Below are 21,665 nucleotides of genomic sequence, written 5' to 3'. Positions count from 1 at the left end.
ACCCCCGCATCGCCCGAAGGGCTCGTCCTCAAACGCCGGACGGGCTGGGTATGTCAGCCCGTCCGGCGTTTGAGGACGAGGCCGTTCAGGCCGAAGCGGGGGTCTGGGGGCGGCAGCCCCCAGGACACCCGCGTCAGCGGCCCGCCTCCTTCGACACCAGGGCCACCGCCTCCTCCACCTCGTCCGTGAGGTGGAACAGGAGGAGGTCCTTCTCGGAGGCCTTGCCCTGGGCGATGAGGGTGTTCTTGAGCCAGTCGACGAGCCCGCCCCAGTACTCCGTCCCGAAGAGGACGATCGGGAAGCGGGTCACCTTCTGGGTCTGGACGAGGGTGAGGGCCTCGAAGAGTTCGTCGAGGGTGCCGAGCCCACCGGGCAGCACCACGAACCCTTGGGCATATTTAACAAACATCATTTTTCGGACGAAGAAATATCGGAAGTTCAGCCCGATATCGACGTACTGGTTCAGCCCCTGCTCGAAGGGAAGCTCGATGCCGAGGCCGACGGAGATGCCCTTGGCCTCGCACGCGCCCTTGTTGGCGGCCTCCATCGCACCGGGCCCACCCCCCGTGATGACGGCGAACCCGGCTTCGACCAGCCCTCGTCCGAGCGCGACACCCGCCTCGTACTCGGGAGAGTCCACCGGCGTCCGGGCGGAGCCGAACACGCTGATCGCGGCGGGGAGTTCGGCGAGCGTGCCGAAGCCTTCGATGAATTCCGACTGGATGCGCAGGACCCGCCAGGGGTCGGTGTGCACCCAGTCCGAGGGTCCGCCGGCGTCCAGCAGCCGCTGGTCCGTGGTACTCGCCTGGACCTGGCCCCGCCTGCGCAGCACCGGACCCAGCCGCTGCTCCTCCGGTGGCCGCTTCTTGCCCTCGGGGTTGCCAGTAGCCATGTGCGCTCCCTCCGCTTGCAATTGTTCAGCCCCAGGGTAGATCTCAGGGGGTTACGGAGGGGGGACATGCGCATGTCCGCCGCGCACCGTGGTGGTGCGCCCCCGCGTCAGGAGGCCAGCCAGGCCCGCAGCCGCTCCTCGGCCTCCGGGACGGCCGAGGCCCGTACCCGCTCGTCCTCCTTGTGCGCGAGCAGCGGGGCGCCGGGTCCGTAGTTCACCGCGGGCACCCCGAGCGCGCTGAAGCGGGCGACGTCCGTCCAGCCGAACTTGGGGCGGGCCTCACCGCCGACGGCCGCCATGAAGGCCGCGGCGGCGGGTGGGTCAGGCCGGGGCGGGCCCCGCCGGTGTGGTCGTCGACGACGAACTCGTCCACGCCGCAGTCCGCGAAGTAGTCGCGGACGAAGGCCTCCGCCTCCGCCTCGGTGCGGTCCGGCGCGTAGCGGAAGTTGACGACGACGGTGCAGGCGTCGGGGATGACGTTGGTGGCCACGCCGCCCTCGATGCGGACGGCGTTGAGGCCCTCGTGGAAGCGGAGGCCGTCCACGACCGGCGTGCGCGGCTCGTACGCGGCGAGCTTCGCCAGGATCGGGGCCGCCGCGTGGATCGCGTTGGAACCCATCCAGGCCCGCGCGGAGTGCGCCCGCTCCCCCGTGGTCCTCAGGAACATCCTGAGGGTGCCCTGGCAGCCGCCCTCCACCTCCCCGTCCGTCGGCTCCAGGAGGATCGCGAAGTCGCCTTCCAGCCAGTCGGGGTGGGCCTCCGCCACATGCTTCAGACCGTTCAGGTGGGCGGCGACCTCTTCGTTGTCGTAGAAGACGAAGGTGAGGTCGCGGTTGGGGGCGGGGACCGTGGCCGCGATCCTCAGCTGTACCGCCACACCCGACTTCATGTCGCAGGTGCCGCAGCCCCACAGCACGCCGTCCTCGTCGAGCCGGGAGGGCACGTTGCCCGCGATGGGCACGGTGTCGATGTGACCGGCGAGGATCACACGCTCGGGCCGCCCCAGGTTCGTCCGCGCCACGACGTTGTTTCCGTACCGGGCGACCGTGAGGTGCGGCAGCGCCCGCAGGGCGTCCTCGATGGCGTCCGCGAGGGGCTTTTCGCTGCCGCTCTCGGAGGGGAAGTCGACGAGCCGCGCGGTGAGCTCGGCGGCGTCGAGCGTGAGGTCAAGTGGGGTGTCGGCCATGTCCCCGACCCTAGCGCCCCGTCCCGTGGGCACCGGGCGTCGCGGTTCACATCACAGTTGTCCACAACCTCACACACCGTCAACAGAGTCCTCCAGTACCTTGTACGTCGTGCCAGAGCCGTCCCCCACCCCCGCCCGGCGCGGTCGCCTCCTTCGTTTCGGAGCGGCCGTCGCGGTCCTGTTCGCGCTCGCGGGCTATCTCGCCGTGCAGTACCTCACGGGGGGAGCCGGTGAGCCGCGCTGCCGGGTCGTCTCCGGCAAGGGCGACGACGCGTCGTACGAGTTCACACCCGATCAGGCGGTGAACGCGGCGACCATCTCGGCGGTCGGCACCTCCCGCCGCCTGCCCGAGCGCGCGGTGGCCATCGCCCTGGCGACCGCGCTCCAGGAATCGAATCTGCGCAACATCAAGCACGGCGACCGGGACTCGCTCGGCCTGTTCCAGCAGCGGCCCTCGCAGGGCTGGGGCACGACGAAAGAGATCATGGACCCGACGTACGCGGCCGGTGTGTTCTACGAGCATCTGACCAAGGTGCCGGGCTACACACGGCTGCCGCTCACCGTCGCCGCGCAGCGTGTGCAGCGCAGCGGCTATCCGCAGGCGTACGCGAAGCACGAGCCGGACGCCACGATGCTGGCCGCGGCCCTCACCGGTCGCGCGGCGGCCACCCTGACCTGCGAGGGGCGTCCCGGGGCGACGCCGGTCGGCGGCCCTGACTCGGTGCGTGCCGCTCTCGTGCGCGACTTCGGGCACGAGGTGCTCCAGGAGGCGGGTGCCGACATCTCCGCCCAGGACGACTCCTCCGCGCCGGACGGCACGTCGTCATCGCCCTCGGCGGCGTCCGGACCGGCGTCGGCACCGGCATCGGGTTCCCCTTCTTCGACCGTGTCCGCGCGGACCGTCACCGTGCCCGTGCGCGAGGACGCCTCCACCGGGACCGGTGTGCGCGGCTGGGAGCTGGCGCACTGGGCCGTGGCCAACTCCTCGGCGCTGCACATCGAGCGGGTGTCCTACGCGGGGCGGGAGTGGACGGCCGGGCGCAGAGAGGGCGAGTGGCTCAGGTCCGGCACCCAGGGCGCCCCGGCGGCGAAGGAAGCCGCCACCGAGGTCCGTATCGTCACCGCGCAGTAGTACGGAGCGTCACCCTTCAGAGGGACGCGCGGCAGCGCCAGGCACCGGGATGAGCGGGTTTTCGCGCGGGCATGCCCGAATCCGTCGGATCCCTTGCGGACAAAGGGCCGTAAGGATTCAGCAGACTATCCGGTCGGGTGTTCTTTGCCCGTTTTTATCCACAGATGATAATGCGACGCATTACCAATTCTTTGCGTCGAGTCACCGCAACCTTCGCGGGTTTCGAGCGGTAGTCACTGCGTCCGAGCCCGGAACGATCACGGCTCGACCGGCAGCCGGCCGGTCGGAGGCCGGCCGTCAACTCCCGGGCGCGATCGGACACTTCACCGTTCTCTCCCGTCTAAGGAGCATCATGTCCCTCCCCCTGACCCGCCGGATCGCCCGTGCCGCGCTGCTCATCGCGGCGGGAGCGGCGCCCGTGGTCGGTGCGGCCGGCTCCGCCGGCGCGGCGACCGCACTGCCGGCCACTCCCGACCTCGGCGGGCTCACCGCCCTGGACGGAGCGCACGTCGGCAACACGGTCGACGGTGCGACGCAGAACGTCACCGGGCTGGCGGGCACGACCGGTGGCAACACGGTCAAGAAGGCGGTGCCGGCCGCGGGCAGGACCGGCGGCAAGGTCGCCAAGACGGCGACGCCGGCCGCGCAGAAGGTGGCCGGGACCACGGCGGGGCAGGCCGGGAGCCTGCTCGGTGACACCGCCAAGACGGCGACGGGCGGCGGCCTGCCGACCGACGCCGTGACCAAGGGCGGCCTGCCGACGGGACAGCTGCCCCTGAAGGGCCTGCCGCTCGGCTGACCCCACGGTCCGTAGGACCGCGATACGGCGGAGGGACCCGGGAGGTTTCCCGGGTCCCTCCGCCGTTTCCGTGACACGCCCTAGAGGCGTTCCACCGCCGCGGCGACCCGCTCGTCCGTCGCCGTCAGTGCCACGCGGACGAACCTGTCGCCCGCCGGGCCGTAGAAGTCGCCCGGGGCGACGAGGATGCCGAGCCGCGCCAGATGGGCCACGGTGTCCCAGCAGGACTCGTCACGGGTGGCCCACAGGTACAGGCTCGCCTCGCTGTGCTCGATGCGGAAGCCGTGGCGCAGCAGGGCCTCGCGCAGGGCGACACGGCGCGCGGCGTAGCGCTCACGCTGTTCGCGCACATGGGTGTCGTCCGACAGGGCGGCGACCACGGCGGCCTGGGTCGGCGCGGACGTCATCATGCCGCCGTGCTTGCGGATCTCGAGGAGCTCACCGAGGACGGCGGGGTCACCGGCGAGGAACGCGGCGCGGTAGCCGGCCAGGTTCGAGCGCTTCGAGAGCGAGTGGACCGCGACGATCCCCTCGTACGAGCCGCCGCACACGTCCGGGTGCAGGACCGAGACCGGGTCGGCCTCCCAGCCCAGTTCGAGGTAGCACTCGTCGGAGAAGACGAGGACGCCGTGCTCACGGGCCCAGGCGACGATCCGGGTGAGTTCGGATGCGGAGAGCACCCTGCCGGTCGGGTTCGACGGGGAGTTCAGCCACAGGAGCTTGAGGTCCGTGGGGTCCAGCTCGGTGGGGTCCTCGTAGCCGACGTGGTCCGCGCGGGCCAGCCGCGCGCCGACCTCGTACGTCGGGTACGCCAGGCGCGGGTAGGCGACCTTGTCGCCGGGGCCGAGGCCCAGCTGGGTCGGGAGCCAGGCGACCAGTTCCTTGGAACCGACGATCGGCAGCACGTGGTGGTGGGTGACCCCGCGGGCCCCGAGCCGTCGCTCCACCCAGCCCGTGAGCGCGTCCCGCAGCTCGGGGGTGCCCCACACCGTGGGATAGCCCGGCGAGTCCGCGGCCGCGATGAGAGCTTTCTGGATCAGCTCGGGCACGGGGTCGACCGGGGTGCCGACGGAGAGGTCGACGATGCCGCCCGGGTGAGCGGCGGCGGTCGCCTTGTAGGGCTCCAGCTTGTCCCAGGGAAACGCGGGAAGCCGGTCGGAGACTGCGGACACGGGATCGGGCTCACTTTCTCGTACGGACGACCACCCGTACGTGTGACGGTCACGGACTGCCACGGCAAACGCCTCGGTCCCGTACGGCGATGAGGCCGTACGGGACCGAGGCGGCGCGTGTGCGGGCCGCTTACTGGTTCTGCGGCGGCAGCGCTGCGATGAAGGGGTGGTCGCGCTCGATCAGACCGAGCTTGCTGGCGCCGCCGGGCGAGCCGAGTTCGTCGAAGAACTCGACGTTCGCCTTGTAGTAGTCCTTCCACTCTTCCGGAGTGTCGTCTTCGTAGAAGATCGCCTCGACCGGGCACACCGGCTCACAGGCTCCGCAGTCGACGCATTCGTCCGGGTGGATGTACAAGGACCGGGAGCCCTCGTAGATGCAGTCGACCGGGCACTCCTCGATGCACGCCTTGTCCTTGACGTCGACACAAGGCTGCGCGATGACGTAGGTCACGCTGTCGTTCCTCCTCGATAGGGCGCTGGCGGGCCTCCGTAGGCTCCGCCGCCTGGCGCGCGGGAGCGCGGCGTCGTCGATGCCCGCACCTAGTATCTCCGTTCCGGGGCATGATCCGAACAGGAGGGGTGAACTGACCTGTGGAAATCTCTGCGGCCGGACGGCTCAAGGTCCATATCACCACTGCTGACGTGGGCAAACGCGTCTCTGTTCGGCAGATGATCGAAGATGGTGGCGCGGGTGAGAAGTTCACCGACACGGTAGGCGTTCTCACATCATGGGACGACGGCGTGCTGCTGATCACACGACGCGGCGGGGAGAGTGTCCGGATTCCGGAGTCCGCGCTGGTGGCGGGCAAGGTCGTCCCGGCCGCCCCGGCGCGTCGCCGCGGGCCCGCGGCGACGTACGAGGAGCTGGCGCGGGCCGCCGCGCGTGCCTGGCGGCCGGTGGAGAGCGAACGGCTCGGGGACTGGGAGCTGCGGGCGGCCTCCGGTTTCACCCGGCGTGCGAACTCCGTGCTGCCGCTCGGCGAGCCCGGCGTACCGCTGGACGAGGCGCTGACCCGGGTACGGGACTGGTACGCGGCCCGTGGGCTGCCCGCGCGCGTGCAGACCGCCACCGGCGCCGAGGGCACGCAGGAGGCGCTGTGCGCGGAGCTGGAGGCGCGCGGCTGGACGCGTGAGGTGACGGCCGGGCTGTGGGTCGGCCCGCTGGCCCCCCTCGCCGACCGTGCGGCACCCGACGTCGTCCTGTCCCGCACCGCGGACGCCGCGTGGCTGGGCAGCTATCAGCGCAAGGGGCTCAGCGACGTCGCCCTGAAGGTGCTGGGCGGCGGGCCCTCGGTGTGGTTCGCGACGGTTCCGGGCACGGCCGGTGAGGCGCCGGCCGCGATCGGACGGTGTGTCGTGGACGGGCGGTGGGCCGGCTTCGCGGCCGTCGAGGTCGATCCGGCGCACCGCCGACGGGGCCTTGCCACCACCGTCATGGCCGCGCTGGCCGGCCGGGCCCTGGAGGAGGGCGCCTCGGCGGCCTGGCTCCAGGTGGAGTCGGACAACACGGGAGCGCGGGCGCTGTACACCGGCCTGGGCTTCGCCCCGCATCACGCGTACCACCACTACCGCGCACCACGGACACCGGACGAGCCCGGCGGACCCACCGGGACCGGAGCCGACGACACGCCCGGCCGCCCCACCAGGACCGGAGCCGACGACACGCGCGCCACCGCACGGGGCTCCGGACCCGGCGGCACGCACGACGCCCCGGGCGATCCCGGAACCGACCGCTCGCACAGCGCACTCCCCGTGGACGGCGGCGACCGCTCCGCGTCGGCGTGACGGGGGGCGAGGACGCCATGGGTTCCCCTCGTCCGCCGGAGCCGGAGCGTGCCGCGGAGGTGCGGCGGCTGTTCGCCGAGGAGGCGCGGTCCGAGCGGCCCGATCTGGCGCTGCTGTGTCTGCTGGTGGGGGCCGCGGCGGACGGGGAGCTGGACGAGGCGGGGATCGACGCGGCGCAGATCGAGCTGGACGAGTTGGCCGGACAGCTGCCGTTCCGGCCCGGCGGACCACGCTCCTGGGCCACGGCGCTGGCCGGACTGCTCGGCGAGCGCTGCGGGTTCCGGGGCGCGCCCGGCGACTACCAGCGGCTCGAGTCGTCACTGCTGCACCAGGTGCTGCGGCGGCGCCGGGGGCTGCCCATCCTGCTGTCCGTGGTGTGGGTGGAGGTGGCCAGGAGGGCCGGGGCCCCGGTGTACGGGGTCGCTCTGCCCGGGCACTTCGTGGTGGGCTTCGGACCGCCCGAAGAGCAGGTGCTCGCCGATCCCTTCGACGGCGGCCGGGTGCTGAGCGGCCCGGACGCCGAGCTGCTCGTGCAGGGCGCCACCGGTGCGCCCCTGCAGCCGTCGATGCTGGGTCCCGCCGATCCGCTCGACGTGGTCGTACGGGTCCTGAACAACGTCCGGGCATGGGCGGCCGTGCGGCCGGAGCGGTCGGATGTGGCCCTATGGGCCGTCGAGTTGTGCCTGCTGATGCCCTCGCACCCGGCCCGGCTGCGCTACGACCGGGCGCAACTCCTGGTGCAGCGCGGGGACTTCCTCGCGGGCGCGGTGGAACTGGACGCGTACGCGGAGGTCGTGACCGCGGTGGATCCGCCGACCGCGGAGCGGGTACGGGGGCAGGCCCGGGCGGCGCGGGCGATGCTCAACTGAGGCCGCCGCGAAGGCGCGGACCCGGCCTACAGCCAGCCCTTCTCCCGCGCGATCCGTACCGCCTCCGCGCGGTTGCGGACCGCGAGCTTCTGGATCGCCGTGGAGAGGTAGTTGCGGACCGTGCCCTGGGAGAGGTGAAGGGCCTTGGCGAGCTCCGCGTTCGTGGAACCGTCGGCCGCCGCGCGCAGCACCTCGCGCTCGCGGTCGGTCAGCGGGTTGGCGCCCTCGGCGAGGGCCGCGGCCGCGAGGCCGGGGTCGATGACGCGCTCACCGGCGAGCACCTTGCGCACCGCCGTGGCGAGTTGGGCCGCCGGGGCGTCCTTGACCAGGAAGGCGTCGGCGCCGGACTCCATGGCGCTGCGCAGATAGCCGGGGCGTCCGAAGGTGGTGAGGATGAGCAGTTTGATGCCGGGGAGTTCCCTGTGGACCTCGGCCGCGGCCTCGATGCCCGTCTTGCCCGGCATCTCGATGTCGAGGAGCGCCACGTCGACGTCGTTCGCGCGCGCCGCGGCCAGCACCTCGTCGCCGCGTGCCACCTGGGCGACCACCTCGATGTCCGGTTCGAGGCCCAGCAGGGCCGCCAGCGCCTCGCGGACCATCGACTGGTCCTCGGCGAGCAGGACCTTGATCGTGCGGCTCATGCACCGGATCCTACGGGGTGCCCCCCGGCGTCGGCAGGGGCCTCGGCCGGCACCCGGGCGACCAGCCGGAAGCCCCTGCGCACCCGGCCCGCCTCCAGCGTCCCGCCGGCCTTCTCCAGGCGCTCGGTCAGCCCCGTGAGCCCGTTCCCGGGGCCGTCGCCGGAACCGCCCGACCCGTCGTCCTCCACGACCAGTTCGAGCACCGGGCCGTCCAGCGTCTGGCGGCGCACGAGCTCCACCGCGCAGCGCCGGGCCCCGCTGTGCCGTACGACGTTGGTGATCGCCTCGCGCAGCGCCCAGGCCAGCGCGGACTCGGTCTCCTCGGCGACGCCGGCGGCGCCGACGACACCGGCGAGGTCCGGTTCGGTGGGCAGGTCCGCCGTGACACCGGCCGCCGTCAACGCGACCTGGGCGCCCGCGAGTTCGCCGGACAGCCGGGGCCTGCGGTAGCCGGTGACGGCCTCGCGCACGTCGACCAGGGCCTGCCGGCTGACCTGTTCGATGTCGGCGACCTGCTGGGCCGCCTTCTCGGGCTGGCCGGGGAGCATCCGTCCGGCCAGCTCGCTCTTGAGCGTGATGAGCGACAGCGAGTGGCCGAGCAGATCGTGCAGGTCCCGGGCCAGCCGCAGGCGCTCCTCGTTCGCGGCCAGTTGGGCGACCGTCGCGCGGGCCTCGCGCAACGCGATCGTCGTGCGGACCAGTTCGCGTACGCCGGTCATCGCGAACCCGCCGAGGAAGGCCGGGATGAGCAGCCCCGCCAGATACGCCTTGCCGCCCGGGACCGCCAGCGCGATCGCCGTCAGCAGGGCCGACACGGCCGGGATGGCCCAGCGGGACATCCGCAGCGGGAGCACGGCCCCGGACGCGATCGAGACGTACACGAACAGGACGAGCCACTCCCGCCCGAGGCTGAGGGCGAGGAGGCCGGACTGGGCCGCCAGGACCACCAGCGAGCCCAGCACCAGGGGGGTGGCCTCGCCGCGGCCGGTACGGAAGACCAGCACCCCGTACCAGGCGACGAAGACCACCAGGCCGATCCAGCCGAGCACGACGACGCCGGTGCTGTGGCCGCCGTGCACCAGGTCGCTGACGGGCGCGCTCAGATAGACGAGCCAGATGCCCGTCCACACGGCCTTGACCAACCGTTGCCTGTGGTTCCGCGGGGGTTGCCCGATGCCGACGCTGCTCACGCTTTCAGCGTGTCCTTCCGGTACAGCCAGGCCGCGCCGCCCGCGAAGAGGAGGAAGGACACGGCGAGGATGGCGAGGTCCTTCGCGTGCGGGGCGTCGCCCAGCTCGATCGACCGCCCGAGGGCAGCGTACGCGTGGGTCGGCAGCCAGGACGCGATCTTCTGCAGCCAGTCGGGGAATGTGGTCGTGGGCATCCACAGACCGCCGAGCACCGACAGTCCGAAGTACAGGATCATCGTGATCGGACGGACCGCGTCACCGCTCGCCAGATAGCCGACCGCCACGCCGAGCGCGGCGAAGACGAGGCTGCCCGCCCAGATCGCGCCGGTGAGCGCGAGCCACTGCCAGGCGTCCAGCCGTACGTGCTTCACGGCGGCGGCGACCGCGAAGACGACCACGATCGACGGCAGGCTGATGACGGCGGCGCTGGCGGTCTTCGCCAGCACATAGCCGCGGCCGGGCAGCGTGGTGAGCCTGAGCTGCCGTACCCAGCCGCTCTCGCGCTCCTTGGCGATCCGCTCGCTGTTGCCCATCAGGACGGCCGTCAGCGCCCCGAAGGAGGCCATGGAGACCATGAAGAAGGTCGGCAGGGTGAGCCCGGTGCCGTCGACCTTGGTGGTGTCGTCGGCGCTGCCCGCGATCAGGAGGAACAGGGCCGAGGGGTAGATCACCGAGAAGAACAGGAATTTCTTGTTGCGCAGGGCCCGGGTGATCTCGAGCCGGATGAGGCTGTTCACTGCGACTTCGCCTCCTCGGCGGCGGTGATGGCGACGAAGGCCTGCTCCAGGCCGAGTCCGGCGACTTCGAGATTTCGGGGGTAGAGACCGAGCCCGTACAGCGCGTGCACGGTCGCGTCGGCGTCGGAGGACTGGATGCGGACGGTGTGCCCGGAGACGTCGATCGTCGTCAGGAAGGGCAGGGCCCGCAGCGCGGTCTCGTCGATGGGGTCTTCCAGGTCGAAGGCGATCCGGCGGGCGCCGGCCTTCGCCTTGATCTCGGCGGCGGTGCCGTCGGCCAGCAGCCGGCCCCGGTGCAGCACGAGCACCCGGTCGGCGATGGCGTCGGCCTCTTCCAGGTAGTGCGTGGCGAACAGCACGGTCCGGCCCTGTTCGGCCTGTTCGCGCATGGTGGCCCAGAAGGCCTGGCGGGCGGAGACGTCCATGCCCGTGGTGGGTTCGTCGAGCACGATCAGATCGTTGGCCCCGGCGGTGGCGAGCGCGAAGCGGACGCGCTGTTCCTGGCCGCCGGAGAGCTTGTTGACCTTGCGGTCGGCGATCTGCGAGATACCCGCGCGGGCCAGCACCTCGGTGACCCTGAACGGCTTCGGGTGCAACTGGCAGGCGAGTTTGACCAGTTCGACGACCGTCACCTCGTCCATCAGGCCGCCGCTCTGCAGCATGGCGCCCACCCGGCCGCCGACGATGGCCTCACGGGGGCTGGTGCCGAACACCCGGACGGTGCCGCTGTCGGCGTGCTTGAGGCCGAGGAGCAGGTCCAGGGTGGTCGACTTGCCCGCACCGTTCGGCCCCAGCAGGGCGACGGTCTCACCCGGGTGCAGGTCGAGCGTGAGCCCGTCCACGGCGCGCACACTGCCGTACGTCTTGGTCACCTGGTCGAATCCGACCACCGGGGTGGTGGGCGGTGCCGCTGTCGTTGTCATGCCGACCATGGTGGCGGCGGGGACCCCGTGCCCGGCAGTGTCGGCGGTCCCGAGTGCCGGATGACAGATGTCATACGAACCGGGTGACGAGACCGGTGACGGGCCCGGTGGCGGACACGGCGAGGGGGGCGCCCGGTGGACGCCCCCCTCGTGCGGTCAAAACGGGCCTAGCTCGGGTTCGTGGCGATGACCGCGATCCGGTCGGTCTTGCTCATCAGCGCCTGGCGCAGGGCGCCGTAGACGTCCTGGGGCGTGACGGGCGTCTTCTCGCCGTTGCCCCGGGCGATGAGCACACCGTCGAACGTCTGGCCGTAGAGCGCCTTCAGAGCGTTCAGGTCGGGCTTGTCGACCAGCTTGCCGTCGGTGGCCGTCACCCTGAGGAACTTCCACAGCGACTTCTGCGGGCTCAGCGGGATCGAGTGCGCCACGTCCGTCCGCACGGTCACGGGAGCCGACATCGCGGGCTGGGCGAACTTCGCCATCATCCGGTCGACCTCGGCGTCCGAGACGGTCGGCTGACGGGTCGTGGTGGCGACCTTCACCGGGGTGGCGGCGCCGGTCTCGACCTGCGTGCGGTACGCGTCCTCGACGGCCTGGGTGGAGGCCGCCACGTCGACGCCCTTGCCCGTCTTGCCGTAGACCGCGACGGCCTTGCCGGACTCGAACCTGATCGTGCCGTCGTTCGCCGAGCCGGAGCCGCCGGCGACGCGCTCCAGGGCGGCCTGCAGCTTCTCCTTGTCGACGGGCATGTCCGGTTCGACGACGCGCTTCTGGCCGAACAGCGAGCCGATCACGGAGACGGGGTTGTAGTCGCTGCCCGCGGCGGCGCGGACGGTGGCCTGGCTGTCCAGCTGGAGCCCGGACTGGTCCGGCTTGAGCGAGACGGTGGTGCCGTTCACCGCAAGCTTGAGCGGCTTGTTCATACGGGCCCCGAAGGCGTCGTCGAGCTTCTTGACGGCCTCGTCACGGGTGCCGCCGCCGATGTCGACGCCGAGCACGGTGGTGCCCTTGGGCACGTCCGAGTGGTTCATCAGAAGCCCTGCGCCGTAGGCACCACCGGCCAGGACCACCACGAGGACACCCAGCAGGGCCGGCTTGTTGCGGCCCTTCTTCTTGGCCGGCTTGGACGGCGCGGCCGGCTTCGGGGCCGGCGCGGACGCCCTCGGCGGGGTGTGCGGCAGCGGGCCGTCGGTGTGCGTGCCCGGCCCGAACGGGGAGTTCGGGGCGGCCGGCACGACGGGGATGCCACTGGTCAGGGTGTGACCGGAGACGTTGCCCCCGGGGCCGCCGTAGCCGTGGCCGCCCGGGTCGGGCGCGGGCTTCTGCGGGGTGAGGATCGCGGTGTCGTCGCTGAGACCGCCCCCGGAATAGCCGGTCCCCGTGCTCGGCCCACCGAGACCGCCAGGTCCACCCGGTCCGCCATGACCACGCGGGCCACCAGGGCCACCCGCGGCCAGGCTGCCCGGAGCCACGCCGGGGCCGGCCGGGGGCACCAGCGGGCCGTCTCCGGTGACCGGACCGCCGGTCGGGCCCACCGGGCCGCCCATGCCGTTGTCGGAGAAGTTCTCCGCGAAGTACGGGAGGTCGTCGCGGCGCGGTTCGCCGCCCGGACCGCCCGGACCACCGTTGCCGGCCGGACCGCCCGGACCGTCGGTGCCGATGGCCGGGAAGGACGCCGTGTTGCCCAGCGCCGCGGAGACGTCGAAGGAACCGGTGCCGCCGCCGTGGCCGGGGGCCACGGGTCCGGCGCCGGTGGCGCCGGGAAGACCCGCGCCGTTGGTGCCGCCGCCCCCGCCAGGACGGGGGATGTTCGCTCCGCCGGGGCGGACCCCGCCGGTGATGCCCAGCGGACCGGCGCCGTTGCCGCCCGGAGCACCCGGACGTGCGCCGCCGGCTCCCGGGCCGCCCGGAGCACCCGTGCCCGGCGGCAACGCCGGACCCGAACCGCCGGGCAGGCCCGCACCGTTGGTGGACCCGCCGCCCGGGCCGCCCTTGGGCGCGCCGGACTTGCGGGGTGCGAACCAGTCGCTGGACTTCTCCCCGGCCTCGCCCGCACCGTCGGTCGCGGGGGCCGCGGCCGCCGGCGGACTTATGGCGCGCTGCGTCTCCGCGGGCGGTCCCGCGGGGGCCGCGGGCTCGGCGGGCACGTCGGCGTCCCCGACCGGTGTGCGGACGACGACCGGCGGGATGGGCCGCGATCCGGGGATGTTGATCCGGATCCGTGTCGTCAGTGTGGTCTCGGTCTTGCGCTCCTCCGGCGGCGTGCCGCCGGCCGAACGGCCCGCGTCGGCACCGATATCGGAAGCCATGGGGGTCCCGTAAGGGGGCGTCCCCGACGGGTACGCGGCTCCACCGCGCCCGTTGGGCCCGGAGGACGAACTGTCAGTTTCACGACTCAAGGCAGGTTCTCCCGGTTGGCTCCGCCGCCCGTTTACTCGACCTCATCTCGGGCAGCTCGGCGGCGCGCACCACCATACTGGCCGTGTCCGGCCCGCAAACCTCGCCCGCGAAGGAAACTGCCACAGGACCCGCACCCGTCCGATACGGCGAAGTGGTACGTCACTTCCCAAGTCGGACGCCGGAGCCGTCCGGTTGCCGCCCCAGCCCAAGGGTGGCGCAGATCACAGCGACAGCCATCCCGCCGAGCAGGAAGAGGTACGAGCCGAGGCCCGCGCCGAAGAGGAAGTCCCCTTCCGGACGGCTGGCGGTGAGCAGCACCACCGCGACCATCCAGCCCGCCGCGGGCGCGACGGCGCCGGCCCGCGAGCCGGTGGCCCGGGAGCCGCCCAGGAAGAGCCCGGCCGCCCCCGCCAGGGCCAGCAGCAGGCCTCCGGGGAACCAGCCGGACTGCACCAGCGTTCCGGCCGCCCCGACCACGGCGCCGAGCACGAACAGCCCCGTGTAGGCGGCCGCCCGTCCGGGCGAAGGGGTCCGCAGCGGCTGGGCGAGCGCGCTCCCGCGCTGTCCGCTCGTACTCATCGTGTCTCCGTCTCCGTCGTCTCCGTCGTCTCGGTCGTCTCCGTCGGGTCACCGGTGCCGGCGAACAGATCCGTCTCCCGGTCCGTTCCCGCGCGCTCCCCGCGCACCAACTCGTAGTACTCGGTGGTCAGAAGTGGCTGGGCGAGCGCGTTCGAGAGCGCGAACCACGGCTCGGCCACCTCGATCTGGGTGACGTGCGCCCGCAGGGCGGCGGCCTTCGCGGCGGCGTACGCGGTCCCGTCGATCTCGGTGGTGATCACCGCGTCGTCGACGACACCCGGTACGTCGTCCAAGGCGGCCGACGCGTCGAAGGGCAGCCCGGGGAGTGCCTCACGCAGCCGCGCGAAGCCGTCCTCGGCGACCGAGCGGGGTACGCGGTTCCAGTAGACCTTGGCGATCTCCCAGGGTGCGCCGAGGTCGGCGCGGACGGCCGGGTCCGCGGCCATTTCGCTGGCGCGCAGGGCGACGCGGTGCGCCTGGATGTGGTCGGGATGCCCATAACCCCCATCGGGGTCATAGGTGACGAGTACATGGGGGCGTACCTCACGGATCACCTCGACGAGGTGGGCGGCGGCCTCGTCCACGTCGGCGGACCAGAAGGCGCCCGCGCGGTGGTTCTGCTCGACGCCCATCATCCCGGAGTCGCGGTAGCGGCCGGGGCCCCCGAGGAAGCGGTGGTCGGTGACCCCGAGCTCCTTCATGGCGGCGGCCAGCTCACCGACCCGGTGCGGGCCGAGTCCGCCCTCACGGTCGGGTGCGAGGTGCGCGAGTCCGGGCGGGATGACCTCGCCCTCCTCGCCGAGGGTGCAGGTCACCAGCGTCACGAGGGCGCCCTCGGCCGTGTACCTGGCCATGGTCGCGCCGTTGTTGATCGACTCGTCGTCCGGGTGCGCGTGCACCAGGAGCAGACGCCGGTCGGGCAGTTCCGTCATGACACCCACCCTACGAGGCGCCCGTCACGCCGGGTGCCGCCCGACCCCTGGTCACTCGGGGCGGCCTGAGGCACGAGCGGGACACAGAGGCGGCGGCTTCGCATCAGACGGCCGCCCGGAGGCCGGACCGGCAGTCCCGGCAGCGGCCGGGTTCAGGGGCCCGGAAGGCCCTCTCACAGCCGTCGCAGGTCTGGAGCGGGTGCCGGACGCCCGGCGGCCGCGCGGGGGCGCGGAACGGCGGCGGAGGCGGCAGCTGGGCGGCGAGCCGGTGCGCGAGCAGGGCGGCCGGGCGGCGGAGCCCTTCGGGCGGCAGGTCGCTCGTCAGCGCATGGCGTACGGCGCCGGGGCTGACGTCGCGCTCCAGCCAGGCGGCGACGCCGGGGGCGAGGTGGGCCGTGTCGCAGGCGGAGAGCAGCAGGCGGGGATCGTGGCGGCGGAGGTCCCCGAGAAGGTCGGTGGCCGTCCGGAGCAGAGCGGGCGCCGGGCAGACGGGACGGGGTACGGCGGGGAGTGGCCTGCGGGGTGCGCGCTCCTCGCGCTTGCGGGCCGCCGCCGGGCGAGCCGGGGCGGACCGCGCGGGCGCCTCCTCCCGGCCGCGTCCGGGCTGGTTGCAGGAGACCGTGCGGGTGACGATGCGGCCGCCGGGGACGCGTTCGCGAACGCGCCGCAGATAGCGGTGGGCCTCCAGCTCGCGCAGGGCGGCGGCGATCCGGGTCGCGCCCTCGGGGAAGCGCGCGGTGAGGGTCTTGATGTCGACCCGGGCGCCCTTCGGCAGCGACTGGAGGTGCACGGCCAGCCCGATCGCGAGCAGCGAGAGCTCGGAGTGCTGGGCGAGGTGGTTGCCGATCACCGTGAAGCGGGTGGTGTGGCGGGTGTTGTCGTGGGTGAGACCAACGGAGTGCGCCGGGCGCCGGTCCGGGTGCTTGTTACCGACAAGCCCGGGCTGGGCGTGCGGGCGCACGCTAGGGTTCTGCGTATCCATCGGGAAGCTCTTATCTTCCTGGGTGGTCAGGCCCTCGCACTGGGATTGCCGTCCCGGCGGGGGCCGTCGCATGTTTGCGGTTGTGTCGCGCTGAGCGTAGGGCAGGCAACGGCCCCCGAATCCAGCTGAGTCGGTGATGTTCACCCTCGCGGGTGAGAGCGCCCGCCGGGCGGGAGGGGTGGGGCTCGGTCGGGTTCTTTCACCCTCGTGTTCCTTGGGGAAGACCGCTCCTGGCACCGGAGCCCGAGTTGACGGGTTCCGGTGGGAGAGCGAACTCCGCGCACACCGTCTCGCGCGGCGGCGGGCCCGTTACGGCACCCCAGCGGTGGGCAAACACGTCGACGGGGACGAGCCCCCGGCCGGGCGTGCGGGACCGCGCGCCGGACGAGCGGGAGAGGGTCACCGCGTGTGCCGTCGGCCTCGGTGCGGAGGGTGTCGCCGACGGCGTGGAGGGTGAGCCGGAGGTCCCGTCCCGGGGCTCGTCCGTGCGTCACCGCGTTGGCCGCCGGCCGGCCCGGCGACGATGTGCGCCGCCGGGTCCAAGGGAAGCGTCCGGGACCGGAGTTGCCCGACGGCGGGCAGCCGCGCGAGGTGGGCGCCGCTCGGTGCGGGCGACAGGAGCACGCTGACCGGCGACCGTGCGGGTCGGCCGTCCGGACCGCCCGGACGTCGTGGTCGGCCGGGTCAGAACTTGAAGCTGCCGATCATGTCCGCGACGTTCGTCGTGAGGTCGCTGATGGTGGGAGCGACCGTCGAGGAAGCGAGATAGAAGCCGAACAGGACGCACACGACCGCGTGCCCCGCCTTCAGTCCCGACTTCTTCACCAGGATGAAGACGATGATCGCCAGCAGCACCACCGCCGAAATCGAGAGTGCCACGGCGGATCACCTCCAAAGATCCCAGGGACATGGGGGGTTGGTCATGGGGGTCGGTCGTTCCGTACAGCGGGCAGCAGGTTCTTACCCACGCACCGCTAGTGATCATAACTATCCGTACGCGCGCATTGATCGGCGCACGGCCGCACAAGGGGGCGCATGGCCAATATGGTCGGGGCATGACGACCGAGCCTCTTTCCTTCCCGCGCCGGTACGCCCGGACGCAGCGGTTCACCCTGGGCGCGCCCCGCGCGTTCACCGTCTCCCCGGACGGTTCCCGGGTCGTGTTCCTGAGGTCCCCGTCCGGCACGGACCGGGAGAACCAGCTGTGGGTCCTCGATGTGGCGGGCGGGCAGGAACGCGTCGCGGCCGATCCCGGAGCCCTGCTCAAAGGCGCCGGCGAACGCCTCTCCGCCGCGGAGCGGGCGCGCCGCGAACGCAGCCGTGAGGGCGGCGCCGGGGTGGTCGGCTACGCCACCGACAACGCGGTCGAGTTGGCCTCTTTCGCCTTGTCAGGGAGGCTTTTCACGGCGGAGCTGCGGGCCGGTACGGCGCGTGAACTCCGCGTCCCCGGACCGGTGATCGACCCGCGCCCCTCGCCCGACGGGCGGCTCGTCGCGTATGTCTCCAAGGGCGCGCTGCGGGTCGTCGGCGCCGAGGGCGAGGACGACCGGGCGCTCGCGCAGCGGGACCCCGAGGCGGACCCGGAGTCGGTTTCCTATGGATTGGCCGAGTTCATCGCGGCCGAGGAGATGGACCGGTCCCGCGGCTTCTGGTGGTCGCCGGAGTCGGACCGGCTGCTCGTCGCGCGGGTCGACGACGCGCCCGTACGCCGCTGGTGGATCTCCGATCCCGCCCAGCCGGAACACGCTCCGCAGCAGGTCGCCTACCCGTCGGCGGGAACGGACAACGCGGACGTACGGCTCTTCGTGATCGCCCTCGACGGGACGCGCACGGAGGTCACCTGGAACCGGGCGCAGTACCCGTACTTGGCGCATGTGCACTGGTCAGCGGCGGGTGCGCCGCTGATCCTGGTGCAGGCCCGGGACCAGCGCAGCCAGCTGTTCCTGGCCGTCGACCCGGACACCGGGACGACCCGGATGGTGCATGCCGACGAAGATCGACAATGGCTTGATCTTTTCCATGGAGTGCCCTGCTGGAGCCCCGGCGGACAGCTCGTACGGATCGCCGACGAGGGCGGGGCGCGGGTACTGGCGTTCGGTGAACGCCTCCTGACCGGGCCGCAGTTGCACGTGCGCGCGGTGCTCGACGTCTCGGACGACGATGTGCTGGTCTCGGCGTCGGCGGGGGAGGCCGCGGCCTCCCCGGAGACCGGCGAGGTGCACGTCTACCGGGTCAACGAGCTGGGGGTCGAGCGCCTCTCCCAGGAGCCCGGGGTGCACTCGGCGGTGCGTTCCGGGCGGGTGACCGTGCTCGTCTCCGCGGTGCCGGGCGAACCGGGGACCCAGGTGCAGGTGCTCCGGGAGGGCAAGCGGGCGGCGCTCGTCACCTCCTACGCCGAACACCCCGGTCTGTCCCCGCGCGTGACGCTCACCGAGGGGGGCGCACGCAAAATCCCATGCGCCCTGCTTATGCCTACGGACTACGACGGCGAGGGCCCCCTGCCCGTCCTGATGGATCCCTATGGCGGTCCGCACGGCCCCCGCGTCCTGGCCGCGCACAACGCGCACCTCACCTCGCAGTGGTTCGCGGACCAGGGCTTCGCGGTGATCGTCGCGGACGGCCGCGGCACCCCCGGCCGCTCCCCCGCCTGGGAGAAGGCGGTCCGGGACGACTTCACCCTCACCCTCGACGACCAGATCGACGCGCTGCACGGACTGGCCGAGAGGTATCCGCTGGACCTGTCCCGGGTGGCGATCCGCGGCTGGTCGTTCGGCGGCTGGCTCGCGGGGCTCGCCGTACTGCGCCGCCCGGACGTCTTCCACGCGGGCATCGCGGGCGCCCCGGTCACGGACTGGCGGCTGTACGACACCCATTACACGGAGCGGTACCTCGGCGATCCGGCGACGGCGGCGCAGGCGTACGCGAAGAGCTCACTGATCACCGAAGGAGGGCTGTCCGAGCCCGCCGAGCCGCACCGGCCGCTGATGATCGTGCATGGACTGGCCGACGACAACGTGGTGGTGGCCCACGCGCTGCGGCTGTCCTCCGCGCTGCTGGCGGCGGGCCGTCCGCACGAGGTGCTGCCGCTCTCGGGCGTGACGCACATGACCCCGCAGGAGCAGGTCGCGGAGAACCTGCTGCTGCTCCAGGTGGACTTCCTGAAGCGCTCGCTCGGGATGCGCTGACCGGCGTACCGCCGGCCCCGTTCGTGCGACCGGCCGGAGCGACATGGCGCGCTCCGGCCGGTCTACGGCACCCGCACGGCCGTACGCGGCTCAGCCTGGCGCGTCCGTATATCGGTGTCGCGACAGCCGAGTTGCCTGCGTGTTAACGAAGTTGATGCGCATTTATCAGTCTATGTACGCTCGTTCGGCGGGTCGTCCGGCGTTCCGGGCGGTGTGTCGTCCAGTGCTCCCTCGGGCGGCACGACCTGCTTCTCCTCGGCGAAATGGCAGGCCGAGGCGTGCGCGGCCGGCCCCTCGGCGTGGCGGAACTCCGCGGGCACGGCGAGCAGCGGCACCTCCAGCGCGCACCGCTCCTGGGCCTTCCAGCAGCGGGTGCGGAAGCGGCAGCCGGACGGGATGTTCGCCGGTGAGGGCACGTCCCCGCTGAGGATGATCCGCTCACGGTGCTCGCGGGCCTCCGGGTCGGGCACCGGCACGGCGGAGAGCAGGGCCTGGGTGTAGGGGTGCGTCGGATGGTCGTAGATCTCGGCGTCCTTGCCCGTCTCCACGATCCGCCCGAGGTACATGACGCCGACCCGGTCGGAGATGTGCCGGACGATGGAGAGGTCGTGCGCGATGAACACGTAGCTGAGGTCGAACTCGTCCTGGAGCCTCGCCATCAGGTTGATCACCTGAGCCTGCACGGAGACGTCGAGCGCGGAGACCGGCTCGTCCGCGACGATGATCTCGGGGCGCAGTGCCAGCCCCCGCGCGATGCCGATGCGCTGCCGCTGGCCGCCGGAGAACTGGTGCGGATAGCGGTTGATGTACTCGGGGTTGAGCCCGACCACGTCCAGCAGGTCCTGGACGCGCTTCCTGCGGTCGCCCTTCGGCGCGACCTCGGGGTGGATCTCGTACGGCTCCCCGATGATGTCGCCGACGGTCATCCGGGGGTTGAGCGAGGTGTAGGGGTCCTGGAAGACCATCTGGATGTTGCGGCGGACGGCCTTGAGGGCGCGGCCGGACAGCCGGGTGATGTCCTCGCCCTTGTACTTGATCACCCCGGCGGTCGGCCTCTCCAGGTTGACCAGCATCTTCGCGACCGTGGACTTGCCGCAGCCGGACTCCCCGACGATGCCGAGGGTCTCACCGCGGCCGAGGTGGAAGTCGACCCCGTCGACGGCCCGGACCGCGCCGATCTGTTTCTTGAACAGGATTCCCCGGGTGAGCGGATAGTGCTTGACCAGTCCGCTGACCTCCAGCAGTGCCTCAGGCACGGTGGCCTCCCCCGGTGGTCCCGGCGTCGAGCGTCTCCCGCCAGAAGAAGCAGGCGCTGGCGCGTTCCCCGCCCCCCTCGTCCACCTCCGCGAGCGGAGGCACCTCGGCCCGGCAGATGTCCTGGGCCATCGGGCAGCGGGGGTTGAAGGCGCAGCCGGGCGGGATGTGCATCAGGTTCGGCGGCAGGCCCTTGATGGCGTAGAGCTCGTGGCCCTTCTGGTCGAGCCGGGGGATCGACTCCAGCAGGCCCTTCGTATAGGGGTGGGCCGGGGCCTTGTAGATGTCGTGGACCGGCGCCGACTCGACGATCCGGCCCGCGTACATCACGGCGATCCGGTCCGCGACGTCGGCGACCACGCCGAGGTCGTGGGTGATGAGGATGAGCCCCATGTTGAGCTCGCGCTGGAGCTCGGCGAGGAGGTCCATGACCTGGGCCTGGACCGTGACGTCGAGGGCGGTGGTGGGTTCGTCGGCGATGATCAGCGCGGGTTCGAGGGCCAGCGCCATGGCGATCATGATGCGCTGGCGCATGCCTCCGGAGAACTGGTGCGGATAGTCGCGCACCCGCTGGGCGGCTGCCGGGATCCGTACCCGGTCCATCAGCTCGACCGCCTTGGCGCGGGCGTCCTTGCGGGACATCCCGCGGTGCACGGTGAACATCTCGCCGAGCTGGTCGCCGACGCTGAGCACCGGGTTCAGGGAGGACAGCGCGTCCTGGAAGATCATCGCCATCTCGGCGCCGCGCACCTTGCGCCGCTCGTCCTCCTTGAACTTCAGCAGGTCCTTGCCCTGGAAGAGGATCTCGCCGCCGGTGATCCTGCCGGGTGGCATGTCGAGGATGCCCATCACGGCCTGCGCGGTCACGGACTTGCCCGAGCCGGACTCGCCGAGCACGGCGAGCGTCTCGCCCTCGTCCACGCCGTAGGTGACTCCGTTGACGGCCTTGGCGACCCCGTCCCTGGTTCTGAACTCCACGTGCAGATCGCGCACTTCGAGCAGCACGG

The 21,665-nt window shown here is 72.2% G+C and carries 19 protein-coding genes and 1 pseudogene; 5 read left to right on the top strand and 15 right to left on the bottom strand.

What is annotated here, in order from left to right; all coding sequences use genetic code 11:
• Positions 1–133: 133 nt before the first annotated feature.
• Together HEP85_RS25925 and dapE are read right to left on the bottom strand one after the other, a co-directional pair.
• Complete coding sequence (locus tag HEP85_RS25925; protein ID WP_168530080.1) at positions 134–892, bottom strand: TIGR00730 family Rossman fold protein; 759 nt, start codon at positions 890–892, stop codon at positions 134–136.
• A 107-nt stretch (positions 893–999) separates the two neighbouring features.
• A pseudogene (gene dapE / locus HEP85_RS25920) lies at positions 1,000–2,078 on the bottom strand (succinyl-diaminopimelate desuccinylase).
• Between the two features lie 109 nt (positions 2,079–2,187).
• On the opposite strand from dapE, the gene HEP85_RS25915 reads away from it, so the two are divergent.
• On the top strand, positions 2,188–3,210 hold the full coding sequence (locus tag HEP85_RS25915) for a heavy metal transporter (protein WP_168530078.1): 1,023 nt from the start codon (positions 2,188–2,190) through the stop codon (positions 3,208–3,210).
• Positions 3,211–3,562: 352 nt separating this feature from the next.
• The gene (locus HEP85_RS25910) at positions 3,563–4,009 is read left to right on the top strand and encodes an ATP-binding protein (RefSeq protein WP_356010824.1); all 447 of its coding nucleotides are present in this window, start codon (positions 3,563–3,565) and stop codon (positions 4,007–4,009) included.
• Between the two features lie 80 nt (positions 4,010–4,089).
• On the opposite strand, the gene HEP85_RS25905 is transcribed toward HEP85_RS25910, so the two are convergent.
• Entirely contained in the window at positions 4,090–5,181 is a 1,092-nt protein-coding gene (locus tag HEP85_RS25905) for a bifunctional succinyldiaminopimelate transaminase/glutamate-prephenate aminotransferase (RefSeq protein WP_168530076.1), read from the bottom strand.
• 130 nt (positions 5,182–5,311) lie between these two features.
• On the bottom strand, positions 5,312–5,632 hold the full coding sequence (gene fdxA, locus HEP85_RS25900; RefSeq protein ID WP_018089397.1) for a ferredoxin: 321 nt from the start codon (positions 5,630–5,632) through the stop codon (positions 5,312–5,314).
• Positions 5,633–5,772: 140 nt separating this feature from the next.
• Between fdxA and HEP85_RS25895 the strand changes: the two genes are divergently transcribed.
• Positions 5,773–6,966, top strand: a complete 1,194-nt coding sequence (locus tag HEP85_RS25895) for a GNAT family N-acetyltransferase (protein WP_369657838.1) — start codon at positions 5,773–5,775, stop codon at positions 6,964–6,966.
• A 17-nt stretch (positions 6,967–6,983) separates the two neighbouring features.
• The gene (locus HEP85_RS25890) at positions 6,984–7,835 is read left to right on the top strand and encodes a transglutaminase-like domain-containing protein (protein WP_168530075.1); all 852 of its coding nucleotides are present in this window, start codon (positions 6,984–6,986) and stop codon (positions 7,833–7,835) included.
• Positions 7,836–7,861: 26 nt separating this feature from the next.
• On the opposite strand, the gene HEP85_RS25885 is transcribed toward HEP85_RS25890, so the two are convergent.
• The 9 genes from HEP85_RS25885 to HEP85_RS25845 all read right to left on the bottom strand — a co-directional run bounded on the left by HEP85_RS25885 (position 7,862) and on the right by HEP85_RS25845 (position 17,098).
• On the bottom strand, positions 7,862–8,476 hold the full coding sequence (locus HEP85_RS25885) for a response regulator transcription factor (protein WP_168530074.1): 615 nt from the start codon (positions 8,474–8,476) through the stop codon (positions 7,862–7,864).
• Positions 8,473–9,666 carry a histidine kinase gene (locus tag HEP85_RS25880; RefSeq protein ID WP_168530073.1) on the bottom strand — a complete coding sequence of 398 codons (1,194 nt, stop codon included), beginning with the start codon at positions 9,664–9,666 and terminating at the stop codon, positions 8,473–8,475. The genes HEP85_RS25885 and HEP85_RS25880 overlap by 4 nt, the downstream gene beginning before the upstream one ends.
• A complete protein-coding gene (locus tag HEP85_RS25875) occupies positions 9,663–10,403 on the bottom strand; it encodes an ABC transporter permease (protein ID WP_168530072.1) in 741 nt (246 codons plus the stop codon). Before HEP85_RS25875 ends, HEP85_RS25880 begins: the two co-directional genes overlap by 4 nt.
• Entirely contained in the window at positions 10,400–11,326 is a 927-nt protein-coding gene (locus HEP85_RS25870; protein ID WP_211118066.1) for an ABC transporter ATP-binding protein, read from the bottom strand. The genes HEP85_RS25875 and HEP85_RS25870 overlap by 4 nt, the downstream gene beginning before the upstream one ends.
• A 167-nt stretch (positions 11,327–11,493) precedes the next feature.
• A complete protein-coding gene (locus tag HEP85_RS25865; RefSeq protein WP_369657837.1) occupies positions 11,494–13,725 on the bottom strand; it encodes a hypothetical protein in 2,232 nt (743 codons plus the stop codon).
• A gap of 160 nt (positions 13,726–13,885) precedes the next feature.
• Positions 13,886–14,305: a DUF6113 family protein gene (locus HEP85_RS25860; RefSeq protein ID WP_168530068.1), complete on the bottom strand. Its 420-nt coding sequence runs from the start codon at positions 14,303–14,305 to the stop codon at positions 13,886–13,888.
• A complete protein-coding gene (gene mshB, locus HEP85_RS25855) occupies positions 14,302–15,237 on the bottom strand; it encodes an N-acetyl-1-D-myo-inositol-2-amino-2-deoxy-alpha-D-glucopyranoside deacetylase (protein ID WP_168530067.1) in 936 nt (311 codons plus the stop codon). Before mshB ends, HEP85_RS25860 begins: the two co-directional genes overlap by 4 nt.
• Positions 15,238–15,340: 103 nt before the next feature.
• Positions 15,341–16,219: a helix-turn-helix domain-containing protein gene (locus tag HEP85_RS25850; RefSeq protein WP_369657836.1), complete on the bottom strand. Its 879-nt coding sequence runs from the start codon at positions 16,217–16,219 to the stop codon at positions 15,341–15,343.
• A gap of 684 nt (positions 16,220–16,903) precedes the next feature.
• Positions 16,904–17,098: a hypothetical protein gene (locus tag HEP85_RS25845; RefSeq protein WP_148010299.1), complete on the bottom strand. Its 195-nt coding sequence runs from the start codon at positions 17,096–17,098 to the stop codon at positions 16,904–16,906.
• A 176-nt stretch (positions 17,099–17,274) separates the two neighbouring features.
• On the opposite strand from HEP85_RS25845, the gene HEP85_RS25840 reads away from it, so the two are divergent.
• Positions 17,275–19,404: a S9 family peptidase gene (locus tag HEP85_RS25840; RefSeq protein ID WP_168530066.1), complete on the top strand. Its 2,130-nt coding sequence runs from the start codon at positions 17,275–17,277 to the stop codon at positions 19,402–19,404.
• 170 nt (positions 19,405–19,574) lie between these two features.
• On the opposite strand, the gene HEP85_RS25835 is transcribed toward HEP85_RS25840, so the two are convergent.
• Together HEP85_RS25835 and HEP85_RS25830 are read right to left on the bottom strand one after the other, a co-directional pair.
• The gene (locus tag HEP85_RS25835) at positions 19,575–20,660 is read right to left on the bottom strand and encodes an ABC transporter ATP-binding protein (RefSeq protein ID WP_168530065.1); all 1,086 of its coding nucleotides are present in this window, start codon (positions 20,658–20,660) and stop codon (positions 19,575–19,577) included.
• Positions 20,653–21,663 (bottom strand): ABC transporter ATP-binding protein, encoded by a 1,011-nt coding sequence (locus tag HEP85_RS25830; protein ID WP_168530064.1) that lies wholly within the window; start codon positions 21,661–21,663, stop codon positions 20,653–20,655. Before HEP85_RS25830 ends, HEP85_RS25835 begins: the two co-directional genes overlap by 8 nt.
• Positions 21,664–21,665: the final 2 nt, after the last annotated feature.

It is taken from the genome of Streptomyces sp. RPA4-2, from assembly GCF_012273515.2.
GTDB lineage: Bacteria > Actinomycetota > Actinomycetes > Streptomycetales > Streptomycetaceae > Streptomyces > Streptomyces kaempferi.
Note: the sequence above shows the minus strand (reverse complement) of the source record. Positions and strands in the feature narration are given on the sequence as shown.

Coding starts and splice junctions, on each gene's coding strand:
- HEP85_RS25925 (WP_168530080.1), bottom strand. CDS start 892: ATGGCTACTGGCAACCCCGAGGGCAAGAAGCGGCCACCGGAGGAGCAG.
- HEP85_RS25910 (WP_356010824.1), top strand. CDS start 3,563: ATGTCCCTCCCCCTGACCCGCCGGATCGCCCGTGCCGCGCTGCTCATC.
- HEP85_RS25890 (WP_168530075.1), top strand. CDS start 6,984: ATGGGTTCCCCTCGTCCGCCGGAGCCGGAGCGTGCCGCGGAGGTGCGG.
- HEP85_RS25885 (WP_168530074.1), bottom strand. CDS start 8,476: ATGAGCCGCACGATCAAGGTCCTGCTCGCCGAGGACCAGTCGATGGTC.
- HEP85_RS25870 (WP_211118066.1), bottom strand. CDS start 11,326: ATGACAACGACAGCGGCACCGCCCACCACCCCGGTGGTCGGATTCGAC.
- HEP85_RS25860 (WP_168530068.1), bottom strand. CDS start 14,305: ATGAGTACGAGCGGACAGCGCGGGAGCGCGCTCGCCCAGCCGCTGCGG.
- mshB (WP_168530067.1), bottom strand. CDS start 15,237: ATGACGGAACTGCCCGACCGGCGTCTGCTCCTGGTGCACGCGCACCCG.
- HEP85_RS25850 (WP_369657836.1), bottom strand. CDS start 16,219: ATGGATACGCAGAACCCTAGCGTGCGCCCGCACGCCCAGCCCGGGCTT.
- HEP85_RS25840 (WP_168530066.1), top strand. CDS start 17,275: ATGACGACCGAGCCTCTTTCCTTCCCGCGCCGGTACGCCCGGACGCAG.